The sequence below is a fragment of the Aquimarina sp. Aq78 genome (assembly GCF_900299525.1).
GTDB lineage: Bacteria > Bacteroidota > Bacteroidia > Flavobacteriales > Flavobacteriaceae > Aquimarina.
Genome location: NZ_OMKA01000031.1, coordinates 111,250 through 137,109, shown reverse-complemented (window position 1 = coordinate 137,109; position 25,860 = coordinate 111,250). Strand labels below are relative to the sequence as shown.

Below are 25,860 nucleotides of genomic sequence, written 5' to 3'. Positions count from 1 at the left end.
AGCAAAAATATTTAGCAAGTTTTTGAATATAATTTGTTAAGAATACAAAACCCTATTCTGAAAATTCAGGATGGGGTTTTCTTTTATCCAAAAGGCAGTCTTTAAACTTATCTAACACTAAGAATATTGTTTCATAATACCTTCTACCAACTCTGCCGTCTTTTTATGTTTCTCCTTAGCTAATAATTGCTTTGGTGGAGCCATCCTAACTTCACAATCTACTAGTGAACATGATTCGCAAGTAACTCCTACTTTTTCTTTTAATATTTTTGTATCATTAACAAAATTGATTTTTTTCTCTAGAGTAGAAGACTTTAAAAATCCAATTCCAATACTACGGTAATAGTCTTTTCTAAAAGGATCCTTTGTTGCCGAAGTAAATACCAGGTATTGCTGGTCTGTATCTACATAATCAGAGATTTGGATATTAAACGCGTAATCCAAATCTTCAGTAGCTGTATGCTGTAAAATCTTTATAGCCATCCATCGTCTACAGTAATGTTCATTTACCTCATTAGCATGAGGTTGCTGTTGATGTGTGATGTGCAGTTCTTTAACCAAATTAAACTTCTCTGCTCCCAGTTTATGAGTAAACCGAAGAAAGAATACATTTTGCATACCAAAATCTTTTGGCAATACATTAGTAAGACGTTGATAAAAGGATTCCGGAGAAGCGTTGTACAATTTCATAATCTTGTGAAAAGCTTTCTCAGAAAATCGTTTCATTAAAAATAACTCTTTAAGATGTTCTTTCAAATGAGCTCTGGGAATAATTAAGGCACCAGCAAAGTATGACGCGTAAAAATTATGCAGTACTTCTTCAAAATTATCATACTTTATCCATGAAAAGGTATAAGGTCTTTCGATAATTTCCAGATATTGATACCCCAGCTCCTTAGCATAAATAAAAGTTTTTTGAGCCTCATCTACTCGATCTGATAACAGAAGTGTTTTAGTAGATGGTACAAATACCGATCTCAGGTTATCCAATTCTTCCTGTTTAGGAATCCCGGCAGCATTAATCGTATATCCATATTCTTCTTTAAGAATATCTTCTAAATCAGCCGAAGTAATTTTTCCGCTTAAATCCAACTGATATGAGTTTGCACATCGTACAACCTTATCTTCAAGATCCTTAAAAAAGTTATTATGTGCCTCTTGATAAGATCGCAATGAAGCCAGATAAAAACCTTCTCTGCTCATATTATAATGCTGTGCAATTTCAATAATCGTACTTATAAATGCATTAACTTTTGATGGTGCATTCGCTATAATATCAATTAAATCGCTTTGCTGTATCCCGAACAATTCTAACGGAATCTCATCTAATATACCAGATTGCAAAATTTCACCAATAGGTGCCAGGTTTTTATCCAATTTTAGAGAAACCAAATTATCATAAGGAACATCAAATGTCTCAGCAAGTTTGATAATTTTATCTGTCTTAGGGTACTTTTTTCCTTTTTCTATTTCGTTTAAATACGATTTAGAAAGTCCACATAACTTCGATAGTCCAAAAAGAGACAAATCCTTATCTGTTCGTATCTGCTTGATTTTCAGGCCAAAAATCAATCTAATATATTCTTCTGCTATTGCCATAAGTTCAAAAGTAACCATTTTTGCGTAATTCTCGAAAAAACAAAAAGTTCACATTTAGCGAACGTTCGCTTGTTTTGTAAAAAACTTTTTTATAATATTGTTCACTCAAACGATATTAGTCATGGAAGCCCATAATGGGCATTAAGAAAAATCATCATTGACAGGCGCATTATATCAATAGATTAACCAGTCATTTAAATTTTTAAACAGATGGAAATTCAAACAAACCTTAGTCAGAAAATTAGCTTCACCAAAGAAGTTAAAAACTACCATCCCGAAATATTGACCGATGGAGCCCTGATCTTTTTAGAAGCCTTACAAAATCGTTTTAATGAAAGACGATTAGTCCTTTTAAAAAACCGCGAAAGCCAACAACAACTATTTGACCTGGGAACTCACCCTTCTTTTCCAGAAAACACCAAGGAAATTCGCAATAGCGAATGGGCAGCTGCACCGATCCCTATGGACCTACAAGATCGAAGAGTCGAAATCACAGGACCTGTTGACAGAAAAATGGTAATTAACGCCTTAAATTCTGGCGCCAAAACATTTATGGCCGACTTCGAGGACAGCAATGCCCCCCTTTGGGAAAACTGTCTTCAAGGGCAAAAAAACTTGAAAGATGCGGTTAACAAAACTATTTCGTTTTATAACCCAAAAAGAGACAAAACCTATAAGCTCAATGAAAAAACAGCTACATTAATTGTAAGACCCAGAGGTTTACATCTTACCGAAAAACATCTTTTAACAAAAGGAGAAGAGATATCCGCTTCTCTATTTGATTTTGCTTTGTATCTGTTTCATAACAATGAACAGCTTAAAGAAAACGGTACTGGACCTTATTATTACATTCCTAAACTAGAGCATTTTACCGAAGCTATATGGTGGAATGATGTGATTGATTTTTCTGAAGAATATTTAGGCATGGAACACGGAACAGTAAAAGTGACTGTTTTGGTAGAAACTATTACAGCAAGTTTTCAGCTCGATGAAATTATCTATGCATTAAAAGATCATATTGTTGGATTGAATTGCGGGAGATGGGATTATATTTTCAGTTACATTAAAAAATTAAGAAATCATCCAGGCTTCGTAGTTCCAGATCGTGCTCAAGTAACAATGACCAGCCCTTTTATGGATGCATATAGCAAGCTGGTAATTCAAAGATGTCACAAAAGAAATATCCTGGCCATAGGTGGTATGGCTGCACAAATCCCGATTAAAGAAGACGAGGACAGAAATGCAATTGCTTATACCAAAGTACAAGCCGATAAAGAACGAGAAGTAAAAAACGGTCATGACGGTACATGGGTAGCACATCCAGGGCTGGTAGCATTGGCAATGCGTGTATTTGACACTCATATGCCAAACCCTAATCAAATGGATGTTAAACGTGATGATATAAACATTACCGAAAATGATCTTTTAGCGATCCCAAAAGGTACTATTACCGAAAAAGGAATACGTCAAAATATTAATGTAGGAATTCATTATATCGCAACCTGGTTAGGAGGTAATGGAGCAGTAGCATTATACCACCTAATGGAAGATGCAGCTACTGCAGAAATTAGCAGAACTCAAATATGGCAATGGTTACAACAGGAAGTGACTTTAGATGACGGCAGGACACTCAATAACTCGTTATTTAATACTCTTTTTAAAGATGAACTTCAGGTAATTAAAAAGCAGGTAGGAAGTTCACTCTTCGAAACCGAGAATTATCAAAATGCCATCCAGATTTTCGAAAAACTGGTAACATCTGATGAGTTTGAGGAATTCCTCACTAATAGAGCATATCAATACATATAAAATAAATCAATATATAGTAAAATCAATAAGTCATGAACACAGAACAAAGAATAGAAGAATTGATTATCGATTGGACTACAAATCCAAGATGGAAAAATGTAGAACGTCCGTATACTGCCGAAGAAGTAGTAAAATTACAAGGATCATACAAAATCGAACATAGCGTAGCCAAACAAGGTTCGGAAAAACTATGGATGAAACTAAAAACACAGGGGTTTATAGCGGGATTAGGTGCGCTAACAGGTAATCAGGCAGTACAGGAAGTAGAAGCTGGATTAGAAGCTATATATTTAAGCGGATGGCAGGTAGCTGCCGATGCTAATCTTGCAGGACAAATGTATCCAGATCAATCTCTATATCCTGTTAATAGTGTTCCCCAAGTAGTAAAGAGAATCAATAACGCTTTGCTAAGAGCAGATCAAATACAAGTAGTAAATGGCGAAGAAAACAAAAAGGATTATTTAGTTCCTATCGTAGCAGATGCCGAAGCTGGTTTTGGAGGAAACCTAAATGCTTTTGAATTGATGAAATCTATGATTGAGTCGGGTGCCAGTGGAGTTCATTTTGAGGATCAATTAAGTTCTGCAAAAAAGTGTGGACATCTTGGCGGAAAAGTATTAGTCCCTACTCAAGAGGCAATCAACAAATTAGTAGCAGCTCGTCTTGCTGCAGATGTAATGGGAGTACCAGCGGTTATTATTGCACGTACCGATGCCGATGCAGCTAATTTATTAACCAGTGATGTAGACGAGCGTGACAGAAAGTTTGTTACAGGAGAACGTACAGATGAAGGTTTCTTTCATGTAAATAACGGAATAGAGCAAGGTATAGACAGAGGGCTATCATATGCGCCATATGCAGATCTAATCTGGATGGAAACCAGTAATCCAGATTTAGAACAAGCTCGTAAATTTGCTGAAGCTATCCATGCTAAATATCCAGATCAAATGCTGGCGTATAATTGTTCTCCTTCTTTTAACTGGGCCGCAAAGCTTTCTGTTTCAGAAATGGAAACATTTAGAGAAGAGTTAGCTGCTATGGGATATAAATTTCAATTTATTACTCTTGCAGGATTTCATGCATTAAACACAAGTATGTTTGAATTATCTAAAGCATATAAAGAAAGAGGAATGGCAGGCTATTCTGAATTACAAGAAAGGGAATTTGCACTACAAAAAGATGGATTTCGCGCAGTAAAACATCAAGGGTTTGTAGGCACTACTTACTTTGACGCTGTACAAAATACAGTAACTGCAGGTAAAGCTTCGACTGTTGCTATGGAAGGTAGTACAGAAGTCGAGCAGTTTTAAATATAAAGCATGATTTTTCCGATTTTTACAATTATTATGCTCTAAAAACGGCATTCATTAAGGTGAGTGTCGTTTTTTTTTAGTCATTACCCACCTCAAGTATTAATCACATTTCCATCTAAAATCTGATATTTTATACTTTGTATTTCCTTTAAAATTATAGTGCCACCATTCTGTTCTTATAGTCTTAAAGCCATGCTTCTCCATAGCCTCCCTTAATAGCTTACGATGTCCAAGTACCGTTTGTGAAAGCGAGCTGTAAGAATGATGTGCTTTTTTTCCAAAATGGTCAAAATCTGTACCCATATCAACATGCCCACCTGCTGATCTGACTAAAGTAATATCTACAGCTGCTCCTCTATTATGTACTGATCCTCCCTTAGGATCTGCAACATACCCAGGATTAGGAAAAATCTTCCACATTTTTTTCTGCACACTATATGGACGATAGCAGTCGAAGAATTGTATTCTATACCCTTGAGCAAGTAAATCATTGTTCACCTTTATCAGTGCTTCTGCTACATCTTTTCTAACAAAGCATTTGGCACAAGAATATACTTTTTCTTTTAAAAAATTATCAGAAGTAGCATATTTCATGTCCAAAATAAATTCATTAGACATGCTTTCTATGTTTACAAAATCTTTATCATTCGAAGTGACTTCTATACTCGGTCCCCCGATAAGCATTACTATCGAATCTTTTTTTCTGAGCATACTCTGTTCTACTTTTTTTCCTCGTAACTGTAGTGCTTTAGATTTTTCTATAAGAGCAATCGTCCGGACTGTAGGTCCAGGGACTATCTTTGCTTCACTACAGGAAAAAAAGAGTACAGAAAAAATCAACAAGATTAATTTTTTCTCAATCATATCCTTTTTGTTTTATCCCAATTACAATACTAATCCAGTACGTTTTTAATATCTCAAATTTCCCTCAAAATTAAGTTTATTAACGTACTTGATTTCTTTAAATATAATCAATATTTCTATTATAAGTATTTTCTTACTTCTCTATAGACAAAATATTTTTTATATTTTATATTACAACAACACGAATTAACCTGTTATTTAAACGTCTTTTCTACACTTCCGCAGACAAGCATCTCTTTTCCATAATATGGATTTCTAACCTCTTTAGAATCAGATAACCAATACCCTCCTTTTCCATCAAATGCCATAGGACAAAACTGCTTATACACTTCTCCCGATGTAATTTCAGCGTTACCAACTAGTTTTTCTACCTCACTAGTTAGTGTAACAAAAAAATCACGTTGTTTTTTAATGTCTTTGGTTAGTGAAATGAGTTTTGAAACTGCTTTAAGCTGCATATTCTCTTCTGAGTCTTCAATAACAGCTTCTAATTTTTTTGTTTCTGCTTGTACAACACCACTCTTAGAATTTACCAGAGCAGCCTTTACAGATAAATACAAATCATATATTTTTTGAATTTTCACATCAGAAAACTTAACTTCTGATCTAGAATCTGTCTTATTATAATCGACAGTTTCATTTACACCTTCATCAATAATAACCGATTCGGGCTTCTTGTCTTTATTACAAGATATGGCCGCTAGCGCCATAAACACTAATACTACAAAAAATCTTCCTGTTGTTTTCAAAACACTATATATGTAATTATACACTAAAAATTAATCTAGTTTCTTTACTGTTAAAGCACCAAAAATACTCTATATATAAAACAATCACCAATGCATTTTTATTTTTTGAAAGATTTTTTAACAAAACAATACCATTCTAAATAAGAGGCTTTTATAATTTTTTTAGATATTTTTGCCGGGAAAAATTGTACAGGAATGCTTTTTGAAGATTTAAAACCCCAGATCACTCATATACTTAAAGATAATGATGAATCTGTCACAGATAGATTGTATATGATTTGCAAACTACTTAAAGAAAATATAGACCACTATGATTGGGTTGGTTTTTATTTTAAAAACGAGGATAAAGAAGAGTTAAAACTACGCACATATGTTGGCGAAAAAACAGATCACGATATCATTCCCTTTGGAAAAGGAATCTGTGGTCAGGTTGCTATTTCTAATGAGAATTTTGTGGTTCCGGATGTGCAAGCACAAAATAATTATATCGCATGCAGTCTAACTGTTAAATCCGAAATTGTAATCCCTCTATTCAAGAACGGAGAAAATATCGGCCAGATTGATATTGACTCTGAGAGCTCAGATCCATTTACAGAAAAAGATGAGCGATTTTTAGAATTTGTAAATCAAGAAGTTGCTAAAATCCTTTAATTATTGTTCCTTCGTTGGTGCAAATATTAAATCATTTTACATATGAAAATCTTAGTCACGGGGGGATTGGGGTTTATTGGTTCTCACACCGTTGTAGAGTTACAAAACAAAGGGTATGAAGTTGTTATTATTGACAATTGTTCGAATTCATCACCCGATGTGATTAAAGGAATTTGTGAAATCACAGGAAAAGATCTTGTTTTTGAAAAATTTGATCTTAGAGAAAAGGATAAGGTTCAAGAGTTCTTTAAACGTCATAATGACATAGAAGGGGTTATTCATTTTGCAGCATCAAAAGCCGTAGGTGAAAGCGTAGAAAAACCTTTATTATACTATGAGAATAATTTATCGACTCTGGTGTATATCCTTCAACAATTAGCTGATAAAGCATCGGCTAGTTTTATTTTTAGTTCTTCCTGCACTGTATATGGCCAAGCAGATGAGTTACCAATCACAGAAAATGCTCCGGTTAAAACAGCAGAATCTCCTTACGGAAACACAAAACAGATTGGAGAAGAGATTATAAGAGACACCTGTAAAGTACACCCAGCCTTAAAAGCTATTGCTTTACGTTATTTTAATCCAATTGGAGCGCATCCTTCGGCAGAAATCGGAGAACTACCTATTGGAGTTCCTCAAAACCTGATTCCTTTTATTACACAAACCGCAATAGGGCTAAGAGAGCAATTGTCTGTGTTTGGTGATGATTACCCTACATCAGACGGAACCTGTATTAGAGACTATATACATGTCGTAGATCTTGCAAAAGCTCATGTAGTAGCCTTACAGCGATTGCTAGAAGGTAAGAATGCATCTAATTACGAAGTGTTTAATGTGGGCACTGGAACAGGAAGTTCTGTTCTTGAAGTGATACAATCTTTTGAAAAAGTATCTAAGGAAAAATTAAATTATAAAATTGTAGAAAGAAGAGAAGGCGATATCACAGCAGCCTATGCAGATACCACTAAAGCAAATAATGAACTAGGGTGGAAAGCAAAAAGTAGTTTAGACGATTCTCTTACTTCTGCCTGGAAATGGGAACAAAAGGTTAGAAGTTAGAAACAAAAATTAGAACTGATACAATAAAAAATCCTGAAGAATAGTTCTTCAGGATTTTTTATTGTATTATATCAATCTACTATATCTTCTAGTAGAATTTAGATCTCTTATCTTCTATTTCTGCAGCTTCTTTAAGTGCTTCAAAAACTTTAGTATTAACTGCTCCTGTTTGAGTTTTAGAAACTTGTGATGCATAGCTCATATATGTATCTAAACCACTGGCTGGTGTTTTCTTAGTTACTTCTATAACATACACTCCATTATTACCAACAATAGGACCGGACATCTTTCCTGATTCTAACGCAAAGGCTGTTCCTACTACTTTTGGTTCAGTTCCCGCTCCACTAATAGTTGGAGTTTTCATAGTCAATGCAGAAGCAACTTTTACAGTTTGCCCTTGACTTTGAGCGATTGCATCAAGTGCACTACCAGAAATTTTACTTTTTAATTTTTCTGCCTTCTTTTCTTTAACCAAGATTGGTTTTATGGTTAAACCCGCATCTTCAACTTTCATTGATCCCTCATCTTCTTTTTCAGTTAATTGAACTACTGCATAACCTTCAGGAATATCAAAGCGTTTTATTTCACCAACTTTAGACTCCTCGTTAAAAGCCCATTGCACAATTGCTCTTCTAGCTCCTAACCCAGGAATGTTTTCATCTAGTTCTTTGATTTTATTTACTGGTCGTACAGCTAATTCATTTTCTTTAGAAACTTCCTCAAAATCTTTATCTCTAGCTGAAATCTGAAATTTGGTTGTTTCAGTAAAAATAGCATTGATAGTTTTTTCACTTGGTTCAACTTTTTGAGCTACTGTAGCTACTTTTATAGCTTTCTGCTCATTTTTTTGATCTTCTATATTTATAATATGATATCCAAATTGTGTTTCTATAATTCCCTGATCTCCAGTTTTATTTTCGAAACAATAATCATTAAAAGCAGGAACCATTCTGCCTGGTGAGAAATACCCAAGATCTCCTCCTTTATCTTTACTAGAAGTATCTGCAGAGAATTGTGTTGCCAGCGCTGAGAATTTTGTATTATCCGCCTGGGTTACTGCAATAATACTATCTGCTAAGGTCTTTGCTTCTTCTTTGGTTCGTTTTGTATCACCGGCAGTACCTAATCCAGCCCAAGAAACCAAAATATGACTTGCTTTAACCGAGTCTGGTATTTGCTTTTGTGCAACTACTTTTGAAATTTTAATATAATCTCCATCTTTATAAGGACCATATACATCTCCTATACCAAGGTTATAAATTGTATCTGCCTCTGTAGTTGGTAAATCTTTTTTAAACTTAAATCCCCCATCAAACTTTACCGCAGAATTTTGATTTACAAACTCTTCTGCGTCTTTTACATCAATATTTTTGAATCCCAAAATCGAGTCATTCGTTTTGGTTGCTTCATTAAACTCTACTTTATCATCTAATAATGCAGCTACTTCTGCTTTTACCTGATTCTCATCTTCTTCGCTAGGAACTTCATTAAACAACACATAACGTATACTTCTTGAAGCTTCTGCTTTATATTGATCTTTATGAGCATCGATATACGCTTTAATTTCTGCATCAGTCACTTCTACTTCTGTATCTTCAATACTAGAAAACGGAAGCTGTACATATTTGATATCCACATTGTCGTTTTCCATTTTATAAGCCAGCTCTCCTTCTTTAAGTGTAGATCCAACTCCAGCTTTGATCATATTAAGATAAGTTTGCTCTCTAGCACCTTTACTTACAGAAACTTCAAAATCTAACCATTGTTGATATGCTTGTGGCGAAGTAGCTTTTACATTAGCTACATACTCTTGCATTTTGGCTTTATCAAAAACTCCTGCTTCATTTAGAAACGTAGGGTTACTTGCTAATGATTCTTCTAACAATTGGTTTACCTGATCTTCTCCTACTCTAATATTTAGCTCTTCGAATTGCTCTTCAAAAACTGTTTCTCTCAATTCTTGATTCCATACATAATTTACTGCCTGGATGCTTGATGTTCCTCCTCCAAAACTTCTTGATGCTAGTTCTACTTTTCTAGCAAACTCAGTTCGATCAATATCTTTTCCGTTTATTGTTGCAATCGTATTTTCAGCTTTCTGGGAAATGGCTCCTCCATTACGAATCAAATCTGCTAAAACAAAAGAGAAAAGTGCTAGTGCAATGATTACGATTAGAAAAACCGAACGCTGTCTGATTTTATTTAAAACTGCCATGGTATTTTATAATTTATTCAAAATATAGTGGGCGAAAGTACCATTTTATTGTAATAATACCAATTAAAAAACTGAAAGTCTTATGAAGTTTTAACTCTTTCGGTTCTTAATATACAATAGTCCGGTTTTTACGTACTTTTATTACTTTAAAAAATTTGGTTTTTTTGTCTTAAAACACCTAAAACTATCAAAAGCTGAGCTGTCGCATACGTAGTCATAATCCATATGTTACTCATAGGCAAAGGCTGGTAAAACATTGTAACCGCTAAAATGCTGTCAGAAACCATAAAAAATAAAGAGCCTATAAAAACCATGAGATAACTCACCTGAGAGACACGCTTCTCTCTTAGATACGATGCATTTGACATTAACAAAATAACTACCATATACACCATCACCGGGATTAACATATCTCCTAGCCCTGGATATAACAAATAAAACAAGCCCACACCATAAGCAACTGTTAGTATAAGAAAAACTTTATTTTTTTTATGCTTATTATGTTTTTTAAGAAAGACCAAAATATACATTACATGTGCCAACAAAAACATAACTAAACCTGCAATAAAGAAAAGTTGAGATTGTATGACAAATAAAAGCAGTACATCTCCGGCCAAAGAAAACAACAAGGCCAATATCATTAATCTAAATATAGAAATACCAAGGCCTTTTCTATGTATTAAAAAAAAGGTGATTAATGAACCCAGAATTGAAGGCTTTGTAATGCCTCTAAGGTTCGAATATGCATCATTACTACTACAAACCAAGTCACATATCACAATAATGATATAAACTATAATAAATACTACAATCCCCTGATTTCGTGTTTTTGTGCTCATCGCAACTGTATTATTAATCCTCTGGTATCACATGCAATTCTACAATCTCAATTTTAGTATTAGAAGTTTCTATAATTTTAATTTTGAAACCGTCTATTTTTACCTCTTCACCTTGCTGAGGGATTTCTTCGGTATGGTTTACAATCATCCCTCCCAATGTTTCATAGTTTTCATCTTCCGGAAGGTCTAATTTATAAGACTCGTTGATATGATCTACTTCTATTCTTGCAGAAAATCGATAGTCATTTTCTGATAATTGTTCTTCGATAAGCGCTATAGAATCATGCTCGTCTTCAATCTCACCAAAAAGCTCTTCTACAATATCTTCTACAGTAATAATACCACTGGTGCCTCCATACTCATCGATCACTACAGCTATACTTTTATGTTTTTTGGTCAGAAGATTCAGTACATCTTTAACAAACATTGTTTCAGGAACAAAAACCACTGGTAGAAGAATTGCCCTTAACGATTTAGGTTTTTTAAATAATTCAAAAGAATGTACATACCCAATAATATCGTCTACAGTATTATTATAAACAATTATTTTTGACAGACCTGTATCTATAAATAAGGTACTTACTTCTTCTATTGATTGTAATTTTTCTACTCCTATTATCTCTGTTCTGGGAACCATTACCTCTCTTGACTTAACATCTGAAAAATCCAAAGCATTCTGAAAAATCTGGATTTCGCTATCAATTTCATCATGCTCTTCGATAGTTTCCATTTGCTCATTTATATAATCCCCCAGTTCTGTTTTACTAAAAGCAAGTTGAACTTGATCTCCGTCTGTTTTCAAAAATTTTTTCAGCACAAAATCAGAAACCCAAATTACAAATGATGAAATAGGTGTAAATACAACATAAAAGATATATGCTGGAAACGAAAAGGCTTTAAGCAATGTATTAGAATAAATCTGAAAGAACACTTTGGGTAAAAATTCTGCCGTAATTAGAATCACTAAAGTTGAAATAGTTGTTTGTAGTAACAAAGTAATACTGCCTGCTATTTCAGGAAAATATCCTGCTATAACTTTCATCAATATTTCGCCCATATAAAACCCATATATAACCAATGCTACATTATTACCAACGAGCATTGTTGCAATAAATTTGGAAGGTTTTTTTGTTAAGCGAGCCAGGATATTTGAGATAAATCCTCCTTGTTTTTTCTCAATCTCTATATGTATTTTATTAGAAGAAACATAGGCTATTTCCATTCCTGAAAAAAAAGCTGAAAGAATAAGAGAAAGAATAATAACAATGATATGTAATTCCATGAATTAGTCTTTGTTATTGGCATCAAATCGTTTTCTAAAGTTTCTTTTAAAGAAAAACATAAAAATTGCAGCGATTGCAAAGAAAATATAAAGTATACTTCTTCCGCCTTCTTGTCCCCACTCTACATATGCTTCGTAAATAAAAAAACACATAATAGCCAAGTAGGCATATTCAAAAAATCTAAATACTTTCATCATAGTACTGGATTACTCCTCTATAAACATTACCCCATCATTTATTCTTGAATTCAAGATAGTAAAATCCTGATTAGCATCAAAACCATCTGCTTCATTAATTGTCCCATCTGGCAAATAACTTTTATAGGGTTGATCTGTGAATATCCAATTAATATTTTGATCCCAATATAACTGCTTGGCTTGTAAATGGGTACTATCAGCAGTTCGTATATCTACATTACCTCTCATATCGATTAGCCCTGTTTGCTGGTAAGAAATTGCATAATCTGAAGTAACTACACTTACCTTTCCTTCTTTATCAATGATATCTAACACGATACCTTCTGGGAATTCATGATACACAAAAGATTTGTTAGAATAATCTAATATTTTTGATGTTTTAAGTATTGCTGTAAGCCTTCCTGAATCTGTATATTTAAGATTTATCTCATACCCCTCTGCAATAGGAGCGTCTTCTATACCTATATCTCCCAGATCATTTTTTGATGTTGATTGACATGAAAAAAACATTGTCACAGCAAATGCTGTGACAATGTTCATTATTGTATATATTTTTTTATTCTGCATTATAGCTTTGGCACTCTAACCGTTTCACCAATCCAGCATCCAATACTTATAGATTTTTTTTCTGGGTTATTAAAGATATCAGTTTTTGTTGGTGCTTTAGCATGATAGTTAGCTGCAAACTTATTTGCGGTAGATCTTAAACTTGGATCTACTTTCCCTGCTCTTCTAGCATAGTTTTCTGCCAACCAATATACCGCTCTTTTGCTAAACACATCAGCTCCACAACTATTTGCACTACTTGCTATCATACTTGCAATTCTAAGATAACAAACTCCCATAGATGGTCTATGCTTAAGCGTTTTTCTATAATAGGATCTAGCTTTACCCTTTGCTCCCTGCTTTTTAAGCATTTCTGCAATTTTGAAATATACTTTAGCTTTATCTCTAGGTTTTTCTTCCATTTCTGCAGCTTGGTCATAGTATTTCCTTGCTGTAGTCATTTTTCTATCTTTTTGCGCTAAGATCCCTAAATAATATGCTGTTTTTGCTGATGGCTCAGCTTTATGTAAAGCCTCAACCAGTTTAAAGAATAATGGATCTCCTGTACAGTCTTTTCCCGACATTCTTCCTGCAGCACCTTTTAACCAGCTAACATCTGTTTTTTTAGACTCAAACTGCCCAGTATAAAGAGGTATTAGATTTTTACAATCAGCCAACTCTCCAAGTTTCTGATTAATCCCTGCTTTTACTTTACTAAAAGCAGTTAAGTTGATTCCAGAATTTTTTAGTTTTCTTTTTTCTTTAGACGACAATGTAGTTCCTGCTTCTTCCTTTTCTGTAAGTCCTGCAATTATTCCTGCCAATCTACTTTCTTCATTTTCTATCTTTTCTGTAATATCATCATATAGATCAAAAACTCCTTGAAGTTCTTTTTTTCCTTCACCATGAAGATCTACAAAAAGAGAGAAATAGGTATATAATTTCTTAGGTCTTTTAAAGTTTTTCTTATCTTTTGTATATGCTTTATCAAACTCTAAAAACTGATTTTCTTTGGTTCCGATTTTATTATCATACATTAACTGACCTATATCAGAATGCATATCACCAATTTTAGTTTTTGCCGGGAAATACTGAAAACGTTCCTTCCACAGTTTAATTATTTCATTTGCAAGACCAGATTTCTCTGCAGCAGAAGCTTTTTTATACTTAGCTACTAACAATTTTTGTCCAAATTGATATGTTGCAACGCTGTATGTAGGACATTCTTTTCTCACTTTCCACAGAGGCTCCTCTGCAGCAGTATAATTCTTCACCTTAGCATGCTCATAAGCGATGGATGCTGTAGTTGCACAGTCTGTAGCCTGAGCACTTACTTTCGTAGTACTTAAAACTAATCCTGTTGCTATTATAAATAAAACTTTAGTATTCATAGCTGTAGTAATTATTGTATTTAATTAAATTTTATTTTTCTGAACCATTTATCATTTAATGATAAACTTAAAGAGATATTAAAAAACTCTTCTTTAACCAGCCCAAAATTTGTTGTTCCCCGTTGACCATACTCAAAACCTATATTAGTATTCGAGAATAATCTACCAACTGGTAGGCCTACTCCAAAAGATATGCCAAACTCATTAATCGAACCGTTATTAATATTTAACCCTGTCTCTTCATAACGAAATCCAGCGCGGTATACCACCCTGCTAAAATAACCTGTTAACGAATTATAATTAGGAATATAATACCCTCCTGCTTTGAATTTTGAAGCGTTTTCATATACAACATTATCCTGGTTAGATGCAAGATTAGTAAATTTTCCAGAATCCATATATATATACTCTGCGCCTGCAAACCACTTTTTGGGTTCTCCAATCCCAGCACCAAACTTAAATTCGGCGGGAAGATCTATTTCTTTGTCTTCTACAGCAACATCTTGTCTTTCTACAACTCCTTCTCTACCACTATTATCAATAACAATCGTAGCAAGCTCTCTTGTACTATCTGTTGTTAATTCAAAAGAAGGTGTTGATACTGCAGAAGCAACTAATTCTAGTTTCTCTGTGATCATAGTTTTGTATGTCACCCCAAAAGACAAACTAAAAGATGATAAATCTGAATTATTTATTTCTCTGGTATCAAATTGAACACCCGGTCTTCGTAATATTGTCTTATTTTCAATATTCCCAAAGTTATAATTTAAATCTATACCTACGCTCAGATTCTTGTTAACTTTGAACCCTGTTGCCAAAAAGACCTTATTTAATCCTCCACTTCCGGTAAATCGAAGCTCACTTCCATCGTCTTTAACACTATTGAGTTCATATCCTACAGAGGTAAGAGGAATAACTCCAAAGCCAAAGCCAAATTTACCAGCAGGAATACCAATAGCCAAATAATCTAATGAGGCATTCTCTCCTGATGATGATTGATTGGTATTACTAATTTGATATCTACGATATGATGCTCCTACCGTATATGTTGTAAGTCTCAAATCTCCAAAAGATGCGGGGTTTTGAAGATTTAAATGAATACTATCTGTATATATACTCAATCCCCCCATCGATCTGTTTTCTACTGTTCCTTTGAACTTCGGAATCCCTATCCCATAAAAAGAATACGGAGACGAAGTCCCTTCCTGAGCGTAAGATATTATGGCAACGTGTACCAATATGATCACTAAAATCTTCTTTATCATTTACTATTATTAAAAGCTAAAATGTGGTTTAATCCCTCCAACAAAAAATTAGAAGTGGCAAATATGCTATTTTTTAATCTTTTAGACAAAAAATGTGCATCTCCACCAGTTAAAATAACTGTTAAATCAGTATAAATGTTGCAATATTCTTCAATTACTCCATTAATTTCATGCAAAATTCCAAAAACTACTCCCGAATGTATTGCCTCTTCTGTACTGTTTCCTATATAATTTTTTGGATCAGTTACCTGCAACAGTGGTAGTTTTGCTGTATAATTATGAAGACTCTCATATCTTAGTCGCACACCTGGTCCAATTGCGCCACCAAGATACTCTTCTTTTTTGTTTTTAAAATCATATGTTATACAAGTTCCTGCATCAATTACCAATACATCCTTATTAGGAAATTGATTTACAGCTGCTGCCACCAAAGCCAATCGATCTATTCCTAGTGTGGATGGGGTCTCATACAGGTTCTTAAATGGCATTTCTACCAGGTGATCTAATATAAGCGTGTTATACAAACTTTTAACATCTGTTATATGATTCTCTTCTATAGTAGATACTGAAGAAAGGATGGCATCGGTGATCAAAGGGTATTCTTCTTTGATTTTTTGGATTGCCTCTTTAAAACAATGTTGTTCAATCTTATTTTTATAGATAATTTTTGATTTTTCAAAAACTCCTATTTTGGTATATGTATTCCCTACATCAATAATGAGATTCATACTTTATTTTGTAAGTCGCAAAAGTACAAAACGATTTTTTTAATTTTTTCTTTTGTGTATTAAAAAAAGCGTTCTATATTTGCATCCGCTTACAGCAAGGTGCCTTAGCTCAGTTGGTAGAGCAAAGGACTGAAAATCCTTGTGTCCCTGGTTCGATTCCTGGAGGCACCACCTTAAAAACCCGAACAAATGTTCGGGTTTTTTATTATATATCATTAAAAAACACCTTATTCCTCTACGGGAACTGTTTTTGTTAGTATCGTGAAACACTTCTTCTCTGTATTACACAACCTTTGTGAGGCAGGCGGTATACTATCACCTCCTTTGATTGTATTTGCATTCACCAATTTGGTAATTTTTATCTTTTCTAACTTAAATGATTTTATTTTCTTATTTGTTTTCATAACAATTTCGGTTTGTGTGTTCTTAATATTAAAAATATAGCTTTTAACTAACTCTTAATATGACATACTAGTTGATATTTATAAATTTAAGGTATAAAAACATTGAAGTAGACACTATAAGCCTTTACTTTAAATCTCTAAATGTTTAATGAAGTAAGATGGATAAATGCCTGTTTTTTTATAGAACGCAGAAGAAAACGATTGTGCATTTTTAAATCCTACCTCTTCTGCAATGGCCTTGATCGTATAGGAACGTAATGATTTATTAGAGGCAAGTTCATCTACCGCAAAATCAATTCTCAGATTATTGAGATAATTTGCAAAGTTCACATTTTTATACACATTTATAATCTTTGATAAATATGCGCTATTTGTATTTAGCTCTTTGGCTAATGAGTTAAGCGTATAATGTTTTTTAGAAAATTTAACCGAATTCTCAAAATTATGAAGCTTTTTTAATACCGTTTCGACAACATCTTTTGGGATATCTATATCTTCTTTTTTTGAAATATTAGTATTGATATCAACAAAATCTAGTAGATTATGCTCTTTGGTTTTTTGATCTTCAAGTAATCTTAAAAAACGTTTTTTATTTACATAGCTTTTTCGAAAACCATATGTAGCAAGTATGATCAAAACAACAAGAAATACAATTAGAATAGTTATGGTTTCTTCTTTTAAGAATTTATCGCGTTGCAACTGATCTATTAATTTTTCTTTTTCAGAAATTAATTCTACAGTATCGTATCTCTCGTTAATGTTTTTGGTTAAATATATTTGATTAGCATGTCTTATGCTATCTAATCTTAATAGTGTATTGATATATTCAATTTGTTTTTCAAGATTTTTTTTTGATTTAGAATCAGCAATCAAATAATCATATGTATCTATTAATTCGGGAATAACATCTTCAGTTTCTTTGAGAATACGATCTACATTTCTAAAATATTGTATACTCTGCTCTGCCATACCCTGATCCTGATATGAACGCGCAATATAATAATCACAGATAGCAATTCTTGTTTTTACCTCATCAGACTTTTGTATTAAATTTTTTCCTTTTTCAAGGCTGTCAATTGCCTGATTGTAGTTTTTAGAGAAATATTCATACATCCCCGAATACACAACAAAATTAGAATATATAGATATATCATTTGTTTTTAATGCTTCCCGAATTCCTTTATCAATATAATCTTCGGCCAGTTTAAATTGATTACTATAAATGTATGAATCAGTAAGAGCAAATAGCACTCTATTATACGTACTTGAGGTTTTAAATTTAGGGTTTTGATCTAAAAAGCTTAAATACTCCAAAAAAATAGCTTGAGCTTCTTCCCTTTCTCCAGCTGTATTTTTTAATAATCCTATATTAAATTTCAACTTTAGATATAACAGCTCATTCCCATTTTCTTTTGCAGATTTTGAGGCTATGAGATAAAGTTCTAAAGCCTCTTTATAGTTTCCTTCTTCATAACGCACATTACCCTTGCGTAAATAACCCAATGCCGGATATCTTTCATAATTTTTATTCTTGGTAATTACAATAAGACTATCTGCATAACGTAATTGATTAGAACGACTTAGTTTGGATAAAAAATAATATGCATCGGCCATACGCAATGTATCTAATCGATTTATGGCTTTATCGAGAGAGCCCTGTGCTATTTTTAATTTTAGGGAGTCTTCTTGTTGCTCTGCAATTATCTCTTTTAATTCATCAAAATCTAGTGAATCCTGAGCACCATTAGGCCTTTTAACCTGTCCGCGTAATTGCTGCGCAAAAACAAATAAAATTAGCAGATAACCTAAAAATGAATACTTCCTGATCATTAAAGTGATTTTTATAGTTCTTGAAAACTGCTCAACAGAATTCGAAAACCATATCTTTTAATTCAATATATAAGTGAATGACATAAAAAATAATACGAAATAAAACTACCAAAAAAAACAATGTGAATAATTTATTCAACACATAGTTTGATATACAATAGCAAAAACCAAACTCTTACAACATACACAAAGTATCGGTTTAAATTTATAAATATCAAGAATATTACTTTGTATTTCATGTACTCATCGTCATATTTTTGAATTCTGTAGGGGATGAATACATACCAATCTTAAAACTAATTTCATCAAATACTAATTTTTAAAACTCTTAAAACCATGAAAAAAACCAAATTCTTAGTTTCAATTTTAAATTTGACTTTTGCAATATGTTTACTATTGACTTCTTGTGAGTCAGAAAATGAAGAGTTACCTCTAGAGCAAGTTTCTAATACAACTGAAAACAATATCAATACAAAATCAAGGGCTTTGAGTTCTCAAAATGTGTATCGATATTATAGCGGGGGATCTGCATCTCTTCATACCTATAAAACACAAGGAGGTCAAGGTATTGGAATAGGCCGTAGAGAAGGGGTTTCCTTTAGGACCGACGTAGCCAGATCTCGCCGGGAAATCGATTTTAATACATATAACGAGCTATACTTTTTGTTACATCCGAGAAAAATAGATTTCGTTTTAACAACTAGCCCTACCGAAATTTTAACTTTAATCAGTAAAGGTTGGAAAGATGTTTCCCGACTTGTTTTAATACATAAAAAACCAGGTAACGGAAGAAAAAAACTCTATCGTTTTTACAACACTCAACATTCTGATCACCTGTATACCAAAAATTATTCTGAAGGTATTAACGCCGGATATAAATATGAAGGAGTAACTGGCTGGGTGTATTAAAAATATAATCGATAAGAAAAGGTGCCTTCAAAAATCATTTTGAGTTTGTGAGTAAAATACATGTTGATATTTATCTGAAGGAATTACGCCATGAAAAACCCAAACAGATGTTTGGGTTTTTTGTTTTTATAACTTCAATTATACCTCTTTTTTGTTGATACAAAAGCAACCCAAGCTCTTTATAAAATTTATAAATCCTCAAATTTATAAATCTGATGAAGTGCTAAACAAACCGAACCATCGTTTCAACTACTTTTATATCGAAGCAACTCATCAGCTTCAAAATGTATAAATCAAGTTTAATTAAAAAAAGACATTATGTTACAAAACATTTCAAATTTAAAAGGAGTACAGGTATTAAAAAAAGAAAATGACTTAAGTACTATTAGAGGGGGTGATGATGGTAGAACATATTTTGTTCTGAAAGGAAAAGATGGCAAGGATTATTTTGTACTAAAAGGAAAAGATGGCAAGGATTATTTTGCGCTATAACACATAAAGAATTAATATCAAAAATTTTATAAATCAAGTTTAACTTAGAAAACACATTATGTTACAAAACATTTTAAATTTAGAAGGAGTTCAACAATTAAACCATAAAGAAAAAAAATCTTTAAAAGCTGGTGATCACGATGAAATGTACGGAGAAGAATACTACGAATGTATTAGAACATGTGGCGGTAGCTGTAGTGCTACTGGACGTTGCTTTGAGATGATAAAGTAAACACAAATTATAACGTTTATTTAAAAAATGGGGTTTAAAAAATTAAACCCCATTTTTCACACATTACATCAACCGTTTTATAATCAATATTTTACAACAATATTCTTTTTGTTTTTTTAAAAGATGTTAAATTCTAACCTAATGAAGGTAAAAAATTATTCTTTGACAAAAGTTTTAATAATCCTTTGTTTACCCCTGTAGATATGGAAATAATACATACCAGAGTTAAATTTTGAAATATCATGTGTATATACTGTTTTCATATTAGAATCCCTATCGCTATATTTTTTCTCCCCAATTAACAAACCATACATATCATATATCTGTATCTTTTCTGGGATCTCAGAGATTGATATTTTATTCCTAGCAGGATTAGGGTACAATTGTATCGATTTTTGTAAACGCTTATTACCAGAAAGAGGCATGTATGAAATATTATTCGATTCATTCAATTCTAATATCATATTGCCTGGATCTAAACTGTATAACAGATAGTATTCAACTTCTGGTTTTATATTATTTTGTAAATGACGATACCCAATTCTTACTTCCTGACTTTGTGCTGGTTCTAAAGAAGAAATCTCTCTACTACTTAAAAAAATATCTTGTTTATCAATAATAGTATCTGTAGAAATATAATAATTGATCACAGTCTGAGGTGAAATTTTCTTACCAACATTACTAACAACACAAGTAGATTGCATTTGCCCAAAAATACCATCACCAATAATTAACTCAGCATTAACCGGAAACACCTCAAGGTCAGGTGCAGGGTCTTTAACAATAATCTCTTTATATATAGAGCTTGTAATTGGATAATATTTTGGGTCGGGTAAATTACTCCAAAAGTATTCTGAAGTCATTTCTAAAGCATAATCATTACTAATTAGATTAAATTGAAGGTAATGATGATCTGGAATAAACTCATAACAATTGGCAGTAGAAGGTGTTCTTGTTGGAGGAGGCGGAATGGTTATTATAGGATCTTGCGCCCCATCAATATGTACAACTGATGCTCTCGAATTTTGATTAAAAAAATCATATCGTACCTTAAAATACGGTGGGGTTATATTGTTCTCATTACATATTATAAACTTAAATCCTACATATTCATTACGATATAATTCATCGGATATAGGATTAGATACATATAACGTATATGTTTCTGCGTCTACTATATCAATATTAATTTCTATTAAATAATCGAAGCCAGAGCCAGATTGACCTTGCCCTTGAATGGTTAATGTAAATAAAAGTATGAGAAAAAAAAGTACCTTTTTGATCATAATATTTTGTTTTTAAAGAATTACAAATTGATTCTTGAACTTCAAAAGTATTGGGTATTCTCTGTAAAGCTATCATCCTTGTCCTCAAATTTATAAATTTGAGGTTTTTAAAAAATATGACAACTCTTATACAATTACACTTAAGTGCTTTGAAAGTTTTCACTTTTATCAAGACACTTTATATAAAAGGAAGGGTTTAAATTTGTTTTATCTTTAAATGCTTTAACAAATGTGTTACTACTTTTATACCCTACTTCCTGAGCGATAGCTTCTATTGTATAAGATCTGAATTTTGCATTATCATGTAATTTTAAAATCACATGATGGATTCTCAATTCATTCAGATATTGGTTGAATGATTGTTTTTTATATGTATTTATCGTCTTAGAGAGGTATGTTGTATTGGTGTTTATTTTTTTTGCAGTAGTATACAAGTTACAGTCTTCGGAAAGAAAAAAAAGTGAATCCTGTAACTTATTTAATTCCTCGAGAATACTATTCACTTTTTCATCTTTAATACTATCTTTTTTTATAGTTTTCTGGTGATCATCAAAGGATTTTTCTTTAATACTTTTCGCAAGTTTTTGAAAGCGCTTTTCATTCTCTTTTGATTTTATTTTAAATCTAAAAAACATAAACACCAATACAAGCAATAAAATAGAAGCAATACCAATAGCTATTGTAGTAGTATACTTCTTTTTATCGTATCTGGCCACTAATGATTTATTATCTATTTTAAGTTTTGAAATATCTCGATTATAAAGCACATCTCTGGCTTTAAGCTGATCTTCACTAATCTTACTAAATGTTTCTCTATAATCTTTATTAAGCGATACTATTAAATTTCTATCTTCTAGTTGTTCTACTATATGAATAGCTAATTCATACATTTCATGCAGCTTATCCGTTTTTTGGATATTATTTTCTTTGATTACACTAAAGTTATATATCAATAAATCCAATGCCTCTTTAAGTTTTTCTAACTTGAAAAGACAACGTGCACTATAAAATTCTGCTAATAAAATATTTGAAAAATTTGAAGACTGTACACTCCTCAATATTTTTTTACCTTCATTTAGATATCCTAAGGCTTTATGATATTCTCCTTTTTCATAAAAAACATCTCCAGTATTAATATAAAAATTCCCTTTTATATTCTTCAAGTCATACGTATTTGCCAACTCGGTACCTTCTTGATATGTGAGTAAAGCCTCGTCCAATCTATTGAGTTCTTTCAGGCAAAGCCCTTTAGACAAAATGACCCTAATATATGTATGCTCAAATTGCTTTTTTGTATCTCTATACTCTTCTTTTTCTAATTTTGATATAACCTTCTCCAGCACTTCTAAAGCATCAGAATATCGCTTTAATTCAATTCTAACAAAGCCAATATTAGCTATACAAATTAATTCTTTGTTTTTTAAACCTTTATCAATAGCTATTTTTTCGGCTTTCAGATAAGACTTAAGAGATTCATTATAATTAGCCAACCTCATATAAATTCCTCCCTGAAGAATATAGCTATCTACCAATTTAAGAGAATCTTCAATTTTGGTAGCTGCTTCTATCGATATTTCAGTATATGTTAGTGCTTTCCTATACTTTGATTTATTATAGTAAATATAGCTTATATACATACTAGCATACTGTTGTATATCGTAGTTTTCCTGATGTATTCCTTGTTCTAAAAAACCAATACTATATTGCAAAGCTAAATCTTTATCAGAACCGTAAGCTTTATAAATCAGCATTTTAACTTCTTTTACAGGCATCTGATAGATTGAATCGTCTATATCAAATAGTGTAGCTGTTGAATCTTTATTCTGTCCTGAAGTGATCATGCAAAAAAAGATGACATGACCAAGAATTATTAGCTGTAATTTTTGCATGATGTTTATATAAACTCCCTAAGATTTATATTTTAAAAATATTAAAAAAATATTAAAAGAGTAGACTAATCTAAATTCATCAAAAAAATACAGCAAAGCCATTTTTACAACAAAAACTAAAAACTTCTAGCATTTCAAATTCATCCTGATACTTTTATCGTCTCCGTAAGGGTATATCCATTGGTTATATTTCCTGTTACAGAATTCGCTATACTACGATTAATGTCACCCGAAAATATGCCGTCCTGAGCATTTGAAGTATCAAAATCCCCTTTGTAATTCGTAGTAGCATATACTGCTTTAGAAATATTTTCTGGAAAAGCAACTTGAGTAATCAGCAATGATTCTCCTGATGATTTCAAAATTTCTAAGTGAAGATGAGGAGCTCTACCAGGATACCATCCTGGATATATACTTATAAACGAAGCATTACCATTGGCATCTGTGGTTTGTCGTCCTCTTAGGAATTTTTGACTTGTAAAATCCCCATCTAACTGACCAGAATATTCAGAATAATTCCCTTTTGCATCACATTGCCAAATATCCACAAAAGCACCTACTAATGGTTCACAGTTACTATTCACATTTTGCACCTGTATTGTTATTTTTAATGGAATTCCTGTACGATCACCAATTATATTCTCTTTTACCAAATCTGCCGGTGTTTTAATTGGAAACGGCCCTGCTGTCTCTACCGGGGAGACTATACACGCTCCAGCATCTACAGCACCTCCTCCTGCATCATCATCTTTATTACAAGATGTTATTAACGTTGGGATTGCTATAATAGAACCTATTCCTGCCACACCATTTTTTAAAAATTTCTTTCTATCCATCATATTTATAATTTGTGGTTGCAGGGGCGTAATCATATTACTATAACACAGAAACACCCCACAACACTTTATTAATTCATAAAATATCTTTTCTTTAAAATTACATATCTGTTGATAGCGCAAAAACTTATATAAAAGAACGCACACTCACTCAAAAGACTGAAATACATTTAAATGTTATATATAAACAACAACCAAAGTTTATTTTACCCTATTTATTATTAATATACCTTACAGCAGCATTTAGATGAATATCATCTCCATTTGCTACTTGCACTGCAGTCGGGATAGACAGTTCATCCGGCAGAATCCCAATACCTTCAAAGGACTGAAAAACACCGTTATACTTAACCTCTACATCGTGAGTTGAAACCCGAGTTTTCCATTTGCCTCCTCCATTAGTTAAAGTAAAAATATCGCTCCCGGCAAAGATTCCGAAAGTCGTACTTCCTATTGTCCTAACCTGAGCCTGAGTTTTCATTGCAGCCGTAAAATACTCTGCTGCACTTGCAGTTCCTTTTGAAGTCAATACCGCTACTTTTTTGGTAAATTGAAATGATCCCGAAGCAACAATAGTGTTATCTTCTGGAAAAACTCCTGCTACAAACCCACCTTCTACTCTAGCATCTGGATATCCTTCAAACTCCTTTGTTGCCCATTCACCAAGAGAAGCCACTGTACTTCCTGTAGATGTTTTTATACGTTGACGTATTAATTCTATCGGAGTATTGTTTGCAAAAAATCTACCTGCCAAATAGTAAGCAAATGGCCCTTGCCCACCTCCATTAGTACGAACATCTATAATAACCCCTGTTTTATTTTGCAATGCTGTTAATGCCTCATCAACAATAGCTTTAAAATTATTGAACTCACTGTCATTTTCATTTACAGGTTCAAAATTTTTTGAATTGATATATCCGATATTAGAATCGCTTGTTACAGTACCATACGACAAATATGGATTGTTGGCACTACTCGAAACAATATTCACTTTACCAGCAGTATTGTCTTGGATCATATTTTGAATATTTCTATCAAATTCTGGTTCAAATCCTGCTTCTTGACTGGTATTAAAAGTTAAACTACTATGCCCATCTTTAACAACAGTACCCATTATCGTTTCAAAAACCCCAAACAACTGGTTGTCAGAAGCTGTAGTAGTGATTTTTGGGTAATATGTATCATACACATTCTGCCAGTTTATATTTTTTCTATGCATTAGAGGATAATGCCTATCATAGATATCCCAAAGTTCTTTAAATATCTTTTGTTGTTCTATTAAAGTACTATTACCATCTGTTATTGTGGCATCATCATCTTTACTACAAGAACCAATAACCAATACCAGTAAAAAATACAATAACGGTGTCTTAAATATATTTTTCATCATTATTTTCTTTTATAAGTTTAAAAACCAAGTACACTTTTTAAGCATTTCTATTTATCAGAGTTGTACTTAAAAACTAAGTATATT

24 protein-coding genes and 1 tRNA gene are annotated in these 25,860 nt (G+C 32.6%); 8 read left to right on the top strand and 17 right to left on the bottom strand.

Translation table 11 applies throughout. The features are described 5' to 3' along the window. Positions 1–117 precede the first annotated feature (117 nt). Positions 118–1,617 carry a helix-turn-helix domain-containing protein gene (locus DG435_RS23730; RefSeq protein ID WP_234387020.1) on the bottom strand — a complete coding sequence of 500 codons (1,500 nt, stop codon included), beginning with the start codon at positions 1,615–1,617 and terminating at the stop codon, positions 118–120. 192 nt (positions 1,618–1,809) lie between these two features. Here DG435_RS23730 and aceB point away from each other — a divergent pair, with 192 nt between their 5' ends. Continuing rightward, the gene (aceB, locus tag DG435_RS23725; RefSeq protein ID WP_106790748.1) at positions 1,810–3,408 is read left to right on the top strand and encodes a malate synthase A; all 1,599 of its coding nucleotides are present in this window, start codon (positions 1,810–1,812) and stop codon (positions 3,406–3,408) included. A 32-nt stretch (positions 3,409–3,440) separates the two neighbouring features. After that, the gene (aceA, locus tag DG435_RS23720) at positions 3,441–4,718 is read left to right on the top strand and encodes an isocitrate lyase (RefSeq protein WP_106790747.1); all 1,278 of its coding nucleotides are present in this window, start codon (positions 3,441–3,443) and stop codon (positions 4,716–4,718) included. Between the two features lie 102 nt (positions 4,719–4,820). Here aceA and DG435_RS23715 read toward each other — a convergent pair whose 3' ends face one another. Further along, entirely contained in the window at positions 4,821–5,585 is a 765-nt protein-coding gene (locus DG435_RS23715; RefSeq protein WP_234387019.1) for a M15 family metallopeptidase, read from the bottom strand. A gap of 194 nt (positions 5,586–5,779) precedes the next feature. Then, on the bottom strand, positions 5,780–6,334 hold the full coding sequence (locus DG435_RS23710) for a DUF3347 domain-containing protein (RefSeq protein ID WP_159025416.1): 555 nt from the start codon (positions 6,332–6,334) through the stop codon (positions 5,780–5,782). 195 nt (positions 6,335–6,529) lie between these two features. Here DG435_RS23710 and DG435_RS23705 point away from each other — a divergent pair, with 195 nt between their 5' ends. Together DG435_RS23705 and galE are read left to right on the top strand one after the other, a co-directional pair. After that, positions 6,530–6,985, top strand: a complete 456-nt coding sequence (locus DG435_RS23705; protein WP_106790745.1) for a GAF domain-containing protein — start codon at positions 6,530–6,532, stop codon at positions 6,983–6,985. Positions 6,986–7,027: 42 nt separating this feature from the next. Then, positions 7,028–8,044: a UDP-glucose 4-epimerase GalE gene (galE, locus tag DG435_RS23700; RefSeq protein WP_106790744.1), complete on the top strand. Its 1,017-nt coding sequence runs from the start codon at positions 7,028–7,030 to the stop codon at positions 8,042–8,044. A gap of 88 nt (positions 8,045–8,132) precedes the next feature. Here galE and DG435_RS23695 read toward each other — a convergent pair whose 3' ends face one another. The 8 genes from DG435_RS23695 to DG435_RS23660 all read right to left on the bottom strand — a co-directional run bounded on the left by DG435_RS23695 (position 8,133) and on the right by DG435_RS23660 (position 16,508). Then, the gene (locus DG435_RS23695; RefSeq protein ID WP_106790743.1) at positions 8,133–10,259 is read right to left on the bottom strand and encodes a peptidylprolyl isomerase; all 2,127 of its coding nucleotides are present in this window, start codon (positions 10,257–10,259) and stop codon (positions 8,133–8,135) included. A 146-nt stretch (positions 10,260–10,405) separates the two neighbouring features. Beyond that, the gene (locus tag DG435_RS23690) at positions 10,406–11,098 is read right to left on the bottom strand and encodes a lysoplasmalogenase (RefSeq protein ID WP_106790742.1); all 693 of its coding nucleotides are present in this window, start codon (positions 11,096–11,098) and stop codon (positions 10,406–10,408) included. A 13-nt stretch (positions 11,099–11,111) separates the two neighbouring features. Continuing rightward, a complete protein-coding gene (locus tag DG435_RS23685; protein ID WP_106790741.1) occupies positions 11,112–12,380 on the bottom strand; it encodes a hemolysin family protein in 1,269 nt (422 codons plus the stop codon). 3 nt (positions 12,381–12,383) lie between these two features. Beyond that, a complete protein-coding gene (locus tag DG435_RS23680; protein ID WP_369872392.1) occupies positions 12,384–12,578 on the bottom strand; it encodes a hypothetical protein in 195 nt (64 codons plus the stop codon). Between the two features lie 9 nt (positions 12,579–12,587). Further along, a complete protein-coding gene (lptC, locus tag DG435_RS23675) occupies positions 12,588–13,118 on the bottom strand; it encodes an LPS export ABC transporter periplasmic protein LptC (RefSeq protein WP_106790877.1) in 531 nt (176 codons plus the stop codon). A gap of 26 nt (positions 13,119–13,144) precedes the next feature. Beyond that, positions 13,145–14,515, bottom strand: coding sequence for a M48 family metallopeptidase (locus DG435_RS23670; RefSeq protein ID WP_106790739.1), 1,371 nt, complete (start codon positions 14,513–14,515; stop codon positions 13,145–13,147). Between the two features lie 20 nt (positions 14,516–14,535). Further along, positions 14,536–15,780: a hypothetical protein gene (locus DG435_RS23665; RefSeq protein ID WP_106790738.1), complete on the bottom strand. Its 1,245-nt coding sequence runs from the start codon at positions 15,778–15,780 to the stop codon at positions 14,536–14,538. Continuing rightward, complete coding sequence (locus DG435_RS23660) at positions 15,777–16,508, bottom strand: type III pantothenate kinase (RefSeq protein WP_106790737.1); 732 nt, start codon at positions 16,506–16,508, stop codon at positions 15,777–15,779. Before DG435_RS23660 ends, DG435_RS23665 begins: the two co-directional genes overlap by 4 nt. A gap of 98 nt (positions 16,509–16,606) precedes the next feature. On the opposite strand from DG435_RS23660, the gene DG435_RS23655 reads away from it, so the two are divergent. After that, positions 16,607–16,679: transfer RNA gene (locus tag DG435_RS23655), tRNA-Phe, on the top strand. Positions 16,680–16,735: 56 nt separating this feature from the next. On the opposite strand, the gene DG435_RS25755 is transcribed toward DG435_RS23655, so the two are convergent. Both DG435_RS25755 and DG435_RS23650 read right to left on the bottom strand, forming a co-directional pair. Next, complete coding sequence (locus tag DG435_RS25755; protein ID WP_159025415.1) at positions 16,736–16,912, bottom strand: hypothetical protein; 177 nt, start codon at positions 16,910–16,912, stop codon at positions 16,736–16,738. A gap of 129 nt (positions 16,913–17,041) precedes the next feature. Then, positions 17,042–18,742 (bottom strand): response regulator transcription factor, encoded by a 1,701-nt coding sequence (locus DG435_RS23650; RefSeq protein WP_106790736.1) that lies wholly within the window; start codon positions 18,740–18,742, stop codon positions 17,042–17,044. 336 nt (positions 18,743–19,078) lie between these two features. Here DG435_RS23650 and DG435_RS23645 point away from each other — a divergent pair, with 336 nt between their 5' ends. From DG435_RS23645 to DG435_RS25745, 3 genes are all read left to right on the top strand, one after another. Continuing rightward, positions 19,079–19,651, top strand: a complete 573-nt coding sequence (locus DG435_RS23645; protein WP_074407250.1) for a hypothetical protein — start codon at positions 19,079–19,081, stop codon at positions 19,649–19,651. Between the two features lie 318 nt (positions 19,652–19,969). Continuing rightward, complete coding sequence (locus DG435_RS25750) at positions 19,970–20,143, top strand: hypothetical protein (RefSeq protein WP_159025414.1); 174 nt, start codon at positions 19,970–19,972, stop codon at positions 20,141–20,143. 58 nt (positions 20,144–20,201) lie between these two features. Beyond that, positions 20,202–20,375 (top strand): hypothetical protein, encoded by a 174-nt coding sequence (locus tag DG435_RS25745; protein WP_159025413.1) that lies wholly within the window; start codon positions 20,202–20,204, stop codon positions 20,373–20,375. A 155-nt stretch (positions 20,376–20,530) separates the two neighbouring features. Here the strand turns inward: DG435_RS25745 and DG435_RS23640 are convergent, their stop codons facing one another. From DG435_RS23640 to DG435_RS23625, 4 genes are all read right to left on the bottom strand, one after another. Beyond that, positions 20,531–21,661, bottom strand: a complete 1,131-nt coding sequence (locus tag DG435_RS23640; protein WP_106790735.1) for a T9SS type A sorting domain-containing protein — start codon at positions 21,659–21,661, stop codon at positions 20,531–20,533. Positions 21,662–21,801: 140 nt separating this feature from the next. After that, a complete protein-coding gene (locus tag DG435_RS23635) occupies positions 21,802–23,550 on the bottom strand; it encodes a helix-turn-helix domain-containing protein (RefSeq protein WP_106790734.1) in 1,749 nt (582 codons plus the stop codon). 140 nt (positions 23,551–23,690) lie between these two features. Continuing rightward, positions 23,691–24,386, bottom strand: a complete 696-nt coding sequence (locus DG435_RS23630; protein WP_106790876.1) for an intradiol ring-cleavage dioxygenase — start codon at positions 24,384–24,386, stop codon at positions 23,691–23,693. A gap of 211 nt (positions 24,387–24,597) precedes the next feature. Then, on the bottom strand, positions 24,598–25,773 hold the full coding sequence (locus DG435_RS23625) for a S41 family peptidase (RefSeq protein ID WP_159025412.1): 1,176 nt from the start codon (positions 25,771–25,773) through the stop codon (positions 24,598–24,600). Positions 25,774–25,860 lie beyond the last annotated feature (87 nt).

What these genes read in the sequence shown, in the direction of transcription:
- DG435_RS23665 (WP_106790738.1), bottom strand. Translation starts at nt 15,780, where the DNA reads ATGATAAAGAAGATTTTAGTGATCATATTGGTACACGTTGCCATAATA.
- DG435_RS23705 (WP_106790745.1), top strand. Translation starts at nt 6,530, where the DNA reads ATGCTTTTTGAAGATTTAAAACCCCAGATCACTCATATACTTAAAGAT.
- DG435_RS23715 (WP_234387019.1), bottom strand. Translation starts at nt 5,585, where the DNA reads ATGATTGAGAAAAAATTAATCTTGTTGATTTTTTCTGTACTCTTTTTT.
- DG435_RS23690 (WP_106790742.1), bottom strand. Translation starts at nt 11,098, where the DNA reads ATGAGCACAAAAACACGAAATCAGGGGATTGTAGTATTTATTATAGTT.
- DG435_RS25745 (WP_159025413.1), top strand. Translation starts at nt 20,202, where the DNA reads ATGTTACAAAACATTTTAAATTTAGAAGGAGTTCAACAATTAAACCAT.
- aceB (WP_106790748.1), top strand. Translation starts at nt 1,810, where the DNA reads ATGGAAATTCAAACAAACCTTAGTCAGAAAATTAGCTTCACCAAAGAA.
- DG435_RS23685 (WP_106790741.1), bottom strand. Translation starts at nt 12,380, where the DNA reads ATGGAATTACATATCATTGTTATTATTCTTTCTCTTATTCTTTCAGCT.
- DG435_RS23630 (WP_106790876.1), bottom strand. Translation starts at nt 24,386, where the DNA reads ATGGATAGAAAGAAATTTTTAAAAAATGGTGTGGCAGGAATAGGTTCT.
- DG435_RS23625 (WP_159025412.1), bottom strand. Translation starts at nt 25,773, where the DNA reads ATGAAAAATATATTTAAGACACCGTTATTGTATTTTTTACTGGTATTG.
- lptC (WP_106790877.1), bottom strand. Translation starts at nt 13,118, where the DNA reads ATGAACATTGTCACAGCATTTGCTGTGACAATGTTTTTTTCATGTCAA.
- aceA (WP_106790747.1), top strand. Translation starts at nt 3,441, where the DNA reads ATGAACACAGAACAAAGAATAGAAGAATTGATTATCGATTGGACTACA.
- DG435_RS23635 (WP_106790734.1), bottom strand. Translation starts at nt 23,550, where the DNA reads ATGCAAAAATTACAGCTAATAATTCTTGGTCATGTCATCTTTTTTTGC.
- DG435_RS23660 (WP_106790737.1), bottom strand. Translation starts at nt 16,508, where the DNA reads ATGAATCTCATTATTGATGTAGGGAATACATATACCAAAATAGGAGTT.
- DG435_RS23670 (WP_106790739.1), bottom strand. Translation starts at nt 14,515, where the DNA reads ATGAATACTAAAGTTTTATTTATAATAGCAACAGGATTAGTTTTAAGT.
- DG435_RS25755 (WP_159025415.1), bottom strand. Translation starts at nt 16,912, where the DNA reads ATGAAAACAAATAAGAAAATAAAATCATTTAAGTTAGAAAAGATAAAA.
- DG435_RS23730 (WP_234387020.1), bottom strand. Translation starts at nt 1,617, where the DNA reads ATGGTTACTTTTGAACTTATGGCAATAGCAGAAGAATATATTAGATTG.
- DG435_RS23680 (WP_369872392.1), bottom strand. Translation starts at nt 12,578, where the DNA reads ATGATGAAAGTATTTAGATTTTTTGAATATGCCTACTTGGCTATTATG.
- galE (WP_106790744.1), top strand. Translation starts at nt 7,028, where the DNA reads ATGAAAATCTTAGTCACGGGGGGATTGGGGTTTATTGGTTCTCACACC.
- DG435_RS25750 (WP_159025414.1), top strand. Translation starts at nt 19,970, where the DNA reads ATGTTACAAAACATTTCAAATTTAAAAGGAGTACAGGTATTAAAAAAA.
- DG435_RS23650 (WP_106790736.1), bottom strand. Translation starts at nt 18,742, where the DNA reads ATGATCAGGAAGTATTCATTTTTAGGTTATCTGCTAATTTTATTTGTT.
- DG435_RS23695 (WP_106790743.1), bottom strand. Translation starts at nt 10,259, where the DNA reads ATGGCAGTTTTAAATAAAATCAGACAGCGTTCGGTTTTTCTAATCGTA.
- DG435_RS23645 (WP_074407250.1), top strand. Translation starts at nt 19,079, where the DNA reads ATGAAAAAAACCAAATTCTTAGTTTCAATTTTAAATTTGACTTTTGCA.
- DG435_RS23640 (WP_106790735.1), bottom strand. Translation starts at nt 21,661, where the DNA reads ATGATCAAAAAGGTACTTTTTTTTCTCATACTTTTATTTACATTAACC.